This is a genomic window from Breznakia sp. PFB1-19 (assembly GCF_029893935.1).
GTDB classification, from domain to species: domain Bacteria; phylum Bacillota_I; class Bacilli_A; order Erysipelotrichales; family Erysipelotrichaceae; genus Breznakia; species Breznakia blatticola.
The window spans coordinates 122,585-133,842 of the sequence record NZ_JARXXJ010000005.1 but is presented as its reverse complement, the minus strand read 5'-3'; the positions used below and the strand labels follow the sequence as shown (position 1 = coordinate 133,842).

The following is an 11,258-nucleotide window of genomic DNA, read 5'->3' as shown; positions in this document are numbered from 1 at the left end:
GTCTTATCAATATCAACTACCGTTTCTCGTAACTGACTTCATTATAAATCAAAAATTTGAAAAGTTCACTAAGTTGGACGATTTTCATCGTGGTAAAGTCACAACAACGTTATGAATATCTGAAAAAGAAAACGTATAACCATTTTTATTCAACTGGTTATACGTTTAGTGCAATCCTTAACTTAATGACATTGGCTCAAAGCTCTTTTTCTTTTGTCTTGGCTGTATCCACTTGAAACGGACCAAACATGGACTGTTCACAAACTTGGATAATCATATCAGCAACTTGCTTTGGCGTTTCAATTGCACCTTTATCAATCCATAGTAAAATAATAGAAAACACCCCTGATAATAAAACCTCATCAGCATAATCTTTTGGAAGATAATCCATGCCCATTTTCAGATTTTGCGAATGTTGTACTTTTTCTTTTATCAATTCTGCAATATATGCTTTAAAACGAGCCACAAACTTTGGATCCCCTTTTTCACCAGAGAGAGTTTCAATAAATGCAAATTCTTGTTTTACGTATTGTAATGCTTTCACTATTTGCGCATAACTAAAGATACTTGATGGTGTATTACTTTCTGCACTTTCTATCTGATCATCCAAAATCAATGTCAAATCATGGATTAAATCATCTTGCATTTTATCCATTAAGTCATATTTATCTAAATAGTGTAAATAGAATGTTCCACGATTTATTTTACTACCACGTGCAATGTCTGTAACACTCATTGCATCAAGCCCTTTTTCCTTTAAAAGTTTTGTAAAGGTTTTCTTAATTTTGTTTGTTGTTTCTGTGTGTCTTTGTGTACTCAAATATCTCACTCCTTAAATGAACACATCCCAATATTTTGATTATTGAAGATTCACTTAACACATTATATACTAGGTTTTACCAAAATCAACACGTTGTTCATAAAGGAGGTAATTTATGAGTTACATTGATATTATTGATAGTACAAAAGAATACAAGATGGGTGATACAACGATCACCGCAAACGATAAGGTGAACTTCTCAATTGAGAAAGGTGAACTAGCGATTATCTTAGGTGCTTCTGGTGCTGGTAAATCGACAATTTTAAATATATTAGGTGGTATGGATCGCAATGATAGTGGCCAAGTGATTATTGATGGCCATGATATTGCAGCATATTCAGATAAAGAGCTTATTACATATCGACGAAATGATGTCGGGTTTGTCTTCCAGTTTTATAACTTAGTACCAAATCTTACAGCTAAAGAAAACGTTGAACTTGCCAGCGAAATTGTGAAAGATGCAAGTGATGCTGTTGAAGTCTTAACAAGTGTAGGTCTACAATCAAGAATCAACAACTTTCCAACCCAACTTTCAGGAGGAGAGCAACAACGCGTTGCCATCGCTCGTGCTGTTGCGAAAAATCCAAAAATTCTACTTTGTGATGAACCTACGGGTGCTCTTGATTACAATACAGGTAAACAGGTCTTACAAATCCTTCAAGATATGTCACGCAAGCAAGGTGCAACTGTGATTATCGTGACACACAATGGAGCATTAGCACCAATTGCAGATCGAGTCATCCGTATGCGTGATGCCAAGGTGCAAAGTATCGAAATCAATGAGCAACCAAAATCAATTCGTGAGATTGAGTGGTGATTTCAATGAAGAAATTAGCATTACGTAAAGAAATCTTTCGCTCTTTCAAAAAATCAAAGAGTCGTTTCTTCTCTATTGTTTGTTTGATGGCATTAGGTTCATTCGCTCTTGTTGGGCTCAAGGTAACTGGTCCTGATATGCGAGTGACTGGAAACAATTATTTTCAAGACCATCATACTGCAGATTTATCGATTATTGCAGACTATGGATTAAATCAAGAAGATGTAAATATCATCAATCAAGCATCCGCCAAAGATATTGAATATGGATACTTAAAAGATGTGACTATTAAAAATGAACATACAGCAGTTCGATTATTTTCTAAAACAGAACGTATCTCAACATTCGATGTAAAAGAAGGACGTTTGCCAAAAAGCAAAAAGGAAATCGCATTACAAGAAAACTTAAGCGAAGATTATGCAATTGGTGATTCCATTTCATTTCATGAGAAAAAAGACTTAAGTGGAAACACTACGTTAAACACAGACACTTTTACCATCGTTGGTTTTGTAAATTCAACGGAAATTATATCCAATGTAAATCAAGGTGCATCCACAGCTGGTACCGGAGATTTATCACACTACGCAGTCATTTCAACTGAAGCATTTGATAGTGATATATATATGATTGCTCGACTTACGTATGAGGATATTGCCAGTATAGACCCCTATAGTGATACTTATGCTACGAAATTACTCAAACACAAAGAAGAACTAAATGAATTACTAGCTGACCAACCAAAACTTCGTTTGCATTCAGTTAAAGCAGATGTTCAAAAGCAAATTGATGAAGGAAATAAAAACCTTCAAGATGCACAACAAACTTTTGATAACACAAAAGAACAATTGGCAAATGCAAAGCTGCAAATTGAACAAGGTGAACTCGAACTAGCAAACAAACAAGCGATGTACAATCAAGCCATTCAAGATGGACAAGTAAAACTCAATGATGCTAGAAATACTCTTAGACAAAGCGAAACTACTTTAACACAGGCTAAAAATGCCTATCAAAACAATCTAACAACCTATCAAGCAAAATTGCAAACATATAACGAAAGCAAACCGCAATTAGAAGCTGCCATTACTTCATTGAAGCAACAGGAAACAACTTTACAAGCTGTGATCAATGATCCTACTGCTACCGACCAGCAAAAAGCAGAAGCGAGTGCTACTTTACAAGTTGTCCAAGCAAATCTAACAACCTACACGCAACAACTTACACAAGCCACAACCGCTATTGAAAATGCGAAAGTGCAATTAGATCAAGCAGATCGTCAAATTCGTGCTGGTGAACTGCAACTTCAACAAGGACAAATCGAACTACAAAATCAAGAAGCAGGCTTTGAAACAAAGAAAACAGAAGGTGCAAATCAACTTGTTCAAGCAAGTGCAACCTTACAAGAAAGTAAAACAACTTATCAAAGTAAGCAAGCGGAATTCGATGCAAAACGCAGTGATATCGAAAAAGAACTTGCTAATGCAAAATCAAAACTCTCGCAATATGAAGATAGTTTAGATTCTTTAGAGTTACCAGCATATGCAATTCAATCAAGAAAAGAAACTCCTGGTTCGCAAGGATATAAAATCTATGGAAGTATTGCCACAATTGTGGATAGTTTAGCAAATGTATTTCCAATCTTCTTATATTTTGTTGCTGCATTAGTAACATTTACTACCATGACAAGATTTGTTGATGAAGATCGAATCAATCTAGGAACATTAAAAGCACTTGGTTATGAAAACAAGGACATTCGTAAAAAATTCACAATTTATGGTTTACTTGCAGGAACGATTGGAACCTTCATCGGCACCATTCTAGGACATACACTATTGCCTGCTATCGTTTATAAAGCGTATAGTGTTGGCTTTACAGTTCCAGCTATTGAATTCCACTTTTACTTCACCATTAGTTTGATTGCACTGATTCTATCTTTACTTAGTGCAGTACTACCGGCATATATGGTGGCAAGTCGTGAACTAAAAAATCGTCCAAGCATACTTTTACAACCAAAATCACCAAAAGCAGGCAGTAAAATTCTACTAGAAAGAATTCGTCCTTTGTGGTCACGTTTGAGTTTTACACACAAAGTCACCGCAAGAAATCTCTTCCGCTATAAAAAGCGTGCATTTATGACCATCTTTGGTGTTTGTGGTGCAGTAACGATGTTATTTGCAGGGTTTGGCATGCAACACTCAATTTCAGGAATTGGGGAACACCAATTTGATGAAATTATCACCTATGATATGATCATCGCAAAAGATCCAACGATCCAACAAACACAAAGCGATAACGTAGAAAAACAACTACGTGATGATGCTATCAAATATAGTATGCCAATTCATTATAGTGAATTACATGTCACACCAAATGCGTCTGGTGATAAGCAAGATGTTAAACTACTTGTCCCAAGTGACCCTGCAAAATTAAGTAATTATATTACCTTAGAAGAACGAAAAGGCAAGGAAAAAATCTCACTGGAAGATGGAAGTATCATAATCAGTGAACGTCTTGCAAAGTCATTTGATGTTAGTATTGGTGATACTATTGTTATGCAAGATGCAAACAACAATAGCTACGAAATGAAAGTTGGTGGAATTTGTGAGATGTATATGGGACACTTTGCATTCATGAATGAAACTACCTATGAACAAGTATTCAACCAAGACTATACAGACAACGCATACTTTGTTAGTTTGCATGATCGCTCAATTGCTAATGCAAATACACAAGCAGCAGTATTTATGGATTTACCTGGTGTTAAAGGAATCGTGCAAAACACAACTTTAATCACTCAAATTGATACAATTGTAAATGCTTTAGATATGATTATGACTGTATTAATTATTGTTGCTTCATTATTGGCTGTTGTCATTCTCTACAACCTCACAAACATCAATATCTCTGAACGAATTCGTGAATTATCAACGATTAAAGTTCTTGGATTCTACGATAAAGAAGTTACCATGTATATTTATCGCGAAACAATTACATTAACCATTCTTGGTATTTTGACTGGATTTATTTTTGGTCGATTGCTCCACTTATATATCTTGAATGTTGTTCCACCTGAAGACGTAATGTTTGATCCAACAACTGGTCTGATGGGATTTATTGTCTCAATCATCTTAGTTGCCACAGTTACCTTTATTCTTGGTATTTTTGTCAATCAAAAACTACGTAAAGAAGATATGCTACAAGCATTAAAATCGGTAGACTAAAAAAAGTGCCACATCCAAATGGATGTGACACTTTTTTACTTAATTAAAATCATTTTTGCTAATTCAAATGCATAAATATACGTTTGAATGTTCTTTGTTGGATATAAAATATGTAATGCTTTTTGGTAAGCTTTAATTTGTTGGTGATATCTTGTATATAGAACTTGTTCATCTACACCACGATCACTTTTAAAATCAATCATAATTACATCACTTTCATCAATTGCAAGATAATCCATGTATCCATGCATGATTTCTTGATCATCTTTTACCATAAATGCAAATTCATGATACACTTCATGAAAACTTGATGCTTGTTGATACAAATGCTCATTTTGTAGTTTTTGTAAGACTTGCATATCATGTGCATCTAAAGAAATCGCTTCTGTGTTTGCTACTTGTGTTAGTAATGCATCATCCCAAGTTGTATTTGGTAAGATTTCCACCATACGGTGAAGATTGCTCCCTCTTTCAAATCCAACGTCCTCTTGCAAAGAGAATGGCTGTGGTTTTTGCACAAATGTCTCACTATCACTAGGTGAAGCAAATACAACCTCACTTGTTTGTTTATCATAATACGTTTGCGTGTATTCCACTTTCTTTGTTTCTTGTGTTTGATTTGTCCACACTTCATCAACATACTCAATGTGGTACAGTGATGCATCAACGTCATGTAATCCCATACGCATCCACCATAGAAAACCTTTGGTATTGTAGAAGTTCTGGAAGTTTGCATCAAGTATTTCGGTTTCATTTCCCGTTCCAACAACATGCATTTCACACTCCGCTCGCGTAATAGCAACATACAAAACACGTAGTTCTTCTTCAAGTGAATTAAGATACTGTTTATTCTTAATTGCGATTTTACTAATATCATTATAAATCTGATAGTTTTTGGTATCCACATAGTCAACTGCAATTCCAAGTTCATCATCTGTTGCTAGAAAATTGGATTGTGCATTCTTGTTTTGCGAACTTAATAAGAAGACAACTTTAAATTCCAATCCTTTGGATTTATGTATCGTCATCAAACGTACGACATCATCTCCTTCACCTAATGGAAATGCTTCTGGTACTTTTAGATTTTGTACTTGCTCAATATAACGTAAGAAGCCCTGAATCCCCATTGCTTCTTCTTGTTCTTTCTGACATACGATTTCATAAAGTAAATCTAAGTTTGCTTTATCTTGTAAAGTTGTATACGACATATAGAAATCATTAATATCGTAAATGCTTTTCATCACTTTTGAAACTGGTTGTATATAAATGTGTTCACGTAACTCATAGAAAGATGCAAGTCGCTCATCGTTTTCAAAATAGGCTGCATAACTACTATCTTCAGCTTTTTCTAGTTTTGCTTTTGCTAGATCATTTGCAGGAATTTGATAGAAACAAGATGTACATAAAGCAATAAAATTATGATCATCATGCATATTCACCAACGCCTTAACAAAAGAAATAACGGATGTAATACTTACATTTTTGTAAAAATCCTCTGCGTTAGCATAAAAACAAGGAATTCCTAATTCACTTAATTCTTCATTAATGCTTTTCATTTTGGCATTCCCGCGAACTAAAATTGCGAAGTCTTTAAAGGCATATCCTTTTTCTGCTTTGATTTTTAGAATTTGATTGGCAATATATGAAGTCGTTAAATCATTTGGTGTTTCTACCCATTCATCGGATTTCTTTAAGTTTTTATCGATAATGTGAATTTGCACAGGTACATTATCTTTTTTTTGTTGGTCACGACCCACACTAACAATATCATCACTTTCATAAGATGAAGAAAGTCCTTCAATATTCATCAGTGCCTTGAAGTACTGATTGGTAAATTCTACAATACTTTCTTTACTACGGTAATTGTACTTAAAGAAAATCACTTCATTTTTCGCATCAGGTGTATCAATAAAGCCTTTCATGATTTCTGGTGAAGCATTACGAAATCCATAAATAGACTGTTTAATATCACCAACCCGGAAGACATTGTCCTCTTTCGCAATGAGTTTGATTAGGGTATCTTGAACATCATTACTATCTTGGAACTCATCCACCATGATCGTTTTAAATTGTTGCTTTAAAAGATTTGCGACATGACCACCTTTTGCTTGTAGTATGGCAATTGCATAGTGTTCCATATCCGAAAAATCAATACACTCGTGTTCTTGCTTTTCTTCTTCATAATGCGCAAGAAACATTTGGGTTAACTCAATAAAGTGATGCATAACTTCAACATTCGCATTATGGAAATTCACATACTCTTTTTCACTAAATGCTTGTTGCAGTAAACGATCTTCCACTTCTGCAATTGTCGTATAATATGCACTTTTGGTTTTGGCTGGACTTTTTAGTTGCACAGTTGCTTTTAGTACTGCACGATAACTTTCATAATCACGTGCAAGAATGGCATCTTTTGTTTTTTGGTAACGCTCTTCTTTTACAAGATTACTTTCATCACTAAATTCGAATTCTACTTGTGTTAGTGCATCAATAAGTACATCTAGTTCTAGTTCGATTCCTTGAAAGAAATAGTGCTGAATATCTTTAGGTAACTGTGCAATTATATCAATAGGTTTATAATAATCCATACAGTGTTTTATATATGCTTGTGGATCTGCTTTTGCATTTACCACATTTGCATATTGATTGATGGACGCTTCTAAAGTTCCTAGTGATTCTGGTCGTTCACTAAAAACTTCCACAAAGCTTGGAAACCATGGCTGCTGGTAGGCATATGCCAGTACACTTTCTAGTGCATTTGTTTTTAGCATACTTGCTTGTTGTTCATCTAATGGATGATTGACACGTTTTTTTGGTAAATCAATCATGTAGTAATATTCTTTTAAAATACGCAAACAGAATCCATGAATTGTTGAGATGTTTGCACTTTCTAAATTTGCCAGTTGCGCTTTTAGAAACGGATCCTTTGTTTGTTCGTACGTACTTGATAAAGATGCTGCAAGTCGCTTTTTCATCTCTGCTGCTGCCGCTTCTGTAAAAGTCATAGCAAGTATTTCACTTACCTCTACTTTATCTTGTGTGATTAAAGACATGAGTCGTTCAATCAAAACTTTTGTTTTTCCAGCACCAGCACTTGCAGATACAAGAATGTTCGTATTTCTAGCAGCAACTGCACGTTGTTGTTCTTGATTTAGACTCACTGACTTTCCTCCTTTAACTTTCCAACTAAGTAGATATCTTGATCGACATCTAGCATATCTCTTTCATATCCATCTTTGCGGTTATGACAAATATCTTGATATTTACAGTATGCACAACTAACTGGTTCAATGCGAATATTAGCTTGCATTAAGTTGTCCACAATTCGTTCTAGATTTGCTTTTAATAATGCTTCAACTGCCTCAATATTATAAATCTTTGTTGATGCACTAAAACTTCCATCTTTTTTTCTTGCAATACCCTCAATAAAGCGTTCATCCTGATCCATTACTTGGAAATCCGTGGATGTGGTCCACCCAGATAATTTCTTTGTTTTCTCAAAGTTTTGTTTACGATCTTCTTCGCTTTGCTCGATTAGTTTTCCTCGGTTCATCTTTGCATAATATGCTGCTTGTTTTCCATTTTGTAAGCTATAGTAATATGCACCAACTGGACGACGTTGAAATTCATGATGTGCCACATATAAGTATGTAGGAAGTTGTAGTTTCATACCTTTACGTACTTCTTTTAAATCCAATTTCTTTGCACTACTCTTATAGTCAATAACACTAACAAAATCACGATTCATATCCACACGATCAATATATCCATGTAATTTTACTTTTGCATGTGTTGTTGGAATGGTTGCATAAAATTCATGCTCAAAAGCAGTTGGTACTAAATGACTTGTTTCTTCAAACATTTCTAAATATGCCAGATTTTGCATAAGGGATTGTAATAGGCGTTCTTGACTCATTTGTAGTTGTTTTGCATTTTGCACATATACATCAGTAAGTGCTTTACTTTCTCTAGCTATCAAATGTGCAACTTCTGCACGTGATGCACTAGCATAGTTTTTTCCCATTTGTGAAGTAAGCGACTCATAAATATAGTGCATGAGTGTACCTGTCGTTGAGTTATCTAATGGATTTTTTGCTTCTTCATAGATTTTCAAACCATGACGTAAGAAATACTTATATGGACAGTTTGCATACATTTCAAAAGCGGATACTGAACCCATATACATTCCATCTTTTTGAAATAATGCTTTTGCATATGTTGGTTGTAAGTTTGTATCAACTTGATACATTTGATATGCAAATGGTAATGGATATGGTTTTGCTTGTTGTTGCATCAGTGTTTCTATTTCTAGTGAAGGTTGTTGAACCTTTCCATCAAGTCCACTGGTTGCATAAAACACGATAAGATTTTGACTTGTCTGCAAGGAATCGATTGCTTGTTGTACATGAAATTCATAACGACTTTCTAAACTTGGATAGTCAGTATGTTTAATATAGTTTTCTGAAAACAAGCCACTCTTAGCAACAAATCCAGGAAAATGATTGGCTGTAGCACCTAGTACGAAATGGTAGTCCATCTCTTTTGTCGGCTGTGTAAGTTCACCAATTTGTAAGCCTAACATTTCTTTGGATTGCTTGAGTTGCAATGCTTCTAAGCGCTCAATAAATAACGAAATTGTTTTTTCATTTATATAGGTGTAGCTAATTTTAATTTCTTTACGAATTTGACGAATGGTTTGCACATCTTCAATACTTGTAAAACTACTATTATCTACCACAAGTTGTTCAATGTATACAATTGCTTCTTGCAAAGAACATGATAGTAAATATTTTAGCTTCTCATATACTTCAGTTTTTACTTCACGTGCATCAAGTTCCAATTTTTTGAATGCTTCGCGCGTATTTGCATCAATGGTATTGTGAGCAGCATCAACATGATCTTCCATGCGTGTAAAACTATCCTCAAGTGTACACTGAAAGCTTTGCACATAATTTACAAATGCTTGTGCCTTTGGATGAACAAAAACCTCTGTTTCAAATAAGGCAGCTAAATGTTCACTATCTGGTTGTAGATAATACGCAAGTAAACTCGTGAATGAAAAAATCATACGATTTTTCTTACGTAAACTTTGAAATGAATACGGAATATGGTAACGATCAAATATCTGTTCAATAAATGGTTGATACGATGTATCTAACAATGTCATTTTTGCTTTACTCACATCAATATCATGTCCAATGATATAACGTGCCACAGCTTCACATTCTTCTTTCTTATTTAAGACATAGTAAAATTCCTTGTTTGGTTGAACAAGATTTGGGGCAATATGTGTTGCTCCTTTTTGTTTAAGCGCATCATAAATGTATCGATGTCTTTCATTTGCAAAGTCATCGATAATTACGATATTTGATGCACCATCAAGAGCATACAATCGTTCCCGTTGTTCCTTGCTTGCACTTGGTATTGTTAGCAAGTTAAAAACAATGTCTTTCAATTCTTTTAAATAGACATCACTTTCTTTTAATTGATTTGCATCTATACCATAGAAATTTACATCATCCACAAATTGAACGACTTCATTTACGAAGTCGGTATTATCTTTTACACCCGCAAAATACGTAAGTGCTAAATCTTGCATCGCTAAGTAACATTGATATGGATATGCATCATAGTTATTCCTTAGTAAACTTGCTAGATACGTATCCACACTCATAATACTTACGTTTGCTAAGCCACTTGTCTGCTTGAGTAAATCACTACGTAATTGTTTGTGTAAATAGGATGGTGCTAAAATCATGGTATGTTCTTTGATCTGTTGTAATCTCATAGTTGTATTATACTATGTTTTTGATATGACCATGCACAAAAAAAGCGACATGCGTAATTTTTCTTACGTCATATCGCATTCTCTCTATTCGTATAAATAATGATGTTCGCGCAATACGTTTTTAATCCGTTCAAATGTTTCCTCATTTGGACATTGAATCGTATGTAAATGGACGCCATCATTTAATTCACTTAAGTTACGAGCACCTAAGCTTTTACTTTTTTCCACAAATGCTTTTACATCATAACGTGAATGGATATCCAGTTGACCAATTAGTTCACCATATAATGGATGATCAACAATTACATTCACAATGACTCCACCTTCATCAACAATCAAGGAAAGCTCATCTCCTGTTTGTGATTCTTCGTGTTTACATGCAATCGTATAATACTCGTCATGTTCACGTAGGTATAAATATCCTTTAACACTTGCCACAATTGGTTCTTGTCTAGCTTTTAGTATCGCTATATCACCAACGATGATTTGTCTTGATACTCCATACTTTTGCGCGAGTTTTGTTGCGTTTAATGGTTCTGTTGTATGTTTTAAATCATCTAAAATTGCATCGCGTCTTTGACTTGTTAGCGCTTCTTTTTTTGGTTTATTTTCCAT

The 11,258-nt window shown here is 34.5% G+C and carries 6 protein-coding genes; 2 read left to right on the top strand and 4 right to left on the bottom strand.

Annotated elements, in window-relative coordinates; genetic code table 11:
* Window positions 1–196: 196 nt before the first annotated feature.
* Window positions 197–820, bottom strand: coding sequence for a TetR/AcrR family transcriptional regulator (locus tag M2098_RS04225; RefSeq protein WP_280682323.1), 624 nt, complete (start codon window positions 818–820; stop codon window positions 197–199).
* Window positions 821–935: 115 nt separating this feature from the next.
* Between M2098_RS04225 and M2098_RS04220 the strand changes: the two genes are divergently transcribed.
* Both M2098_RS04220 and M2098_RS04215 read left to right on the top strand, forming a co-directional pair.
* On the top strand, window positions 936–1,637 hold the full coding sequence (locus M2098_RS04220; protein ID WP_280682322.1) for an ABC transporter ATP-binding protein: 702 nt from the start codon (window positions 936–938) through the stop codon (window positions 1,635–1,637).
* 5 nt (window positions 1,638–1,642) lie between these two features.
* Window positions 1,643–4,855, top strand: a complete 3,213-nt coding sequence (locus tag M2098_RS04215) for an FtsX-like permease family protein (RefSeq protein ID WP_280682320.1) — start codon at window positions 1,643–1,645, stop codon at window positions 4,853–4,855.
* A 35-nt stretch (window positions 4,856–4,890) separates the two neighbouring features.
* Here the strand turns inward: M2098_RS04215 and M2098_RS04210 are convergent, their stop codons facing one another.
* The 3 genes from M2098_RS04210 to M2098_RS04200 form a co-directional block, all read right to left on the bottom strand.
* Window positions 4,891–8,016 carry a UvrD-helicase domain-containing protein gene (locus M2098_RS04210; RefSeq protein ID WP_280682318.1) on the bottom strand — a complete coding sequence of 1,042 codons (3,126 nt, stop codon included), beginning with the start codon at window positions 8,014–8,016 and terminating at the stop codon, window positions 4,891–4,893.
* Complete coding sequence (locus M2098_RS04205; protein ID WP_280682317.1) at window positions 8,013–10,643, bottom strand: PD-(D/E)XK nuclease family protein; 2,631 nt, start codon at window positions 10,641–10,643, stop codon at window positions 8,013–8,015. Before M2098_RS04205 ends, M2098_RS04210 begins: the two co-directional genes overlap by 4 nt.
* Before the next feature lie 84 nt (window positions 10,644–10,727).
* Window positions 10,728–11,258 carry a transcription repressor NadR gene (locus M2098_RS04200; RefSeq protein WP_280682316.1) on the bottom strand — a complete coding sequence of 177 codons (531 nt, stop codon included), beginning with the start codon at window positions 11,256–11,258 and terminating at the stop codon, window positions 10,728–10,730.

Bases quoted from the DNA above. Each gene is read 5' to 3' on its own strand.
- M2098_RS04220 (WP_280682322.1), top strand. From the start codon at position 936: ATGAGTTACATTGATATTATTGATAGTACAAAAGAATACAAGATGGGT.
- M2098_RS04215 (WP_280682320.1), top strand. From the start codon at position 1,643: ATGAAGAAATTAGCATTACGTAAAGAAATCTTTCGCTCTTTCAAAAAA.
- M2098_RS04205 (WP_280682317.1), bottom strand. From the start codon at position 10,643: ATGAGATTACAACAGATCAAAGAACATACCATGATTTTAGCACCATCC.
- M2098_RS04200 (WP_280682316.1), bottom strand. From the start codon at position 11,258: ATGGAAAATAAACCAAAAAAAGAAGCGCTAACAAGTCAAAGACGCGAT.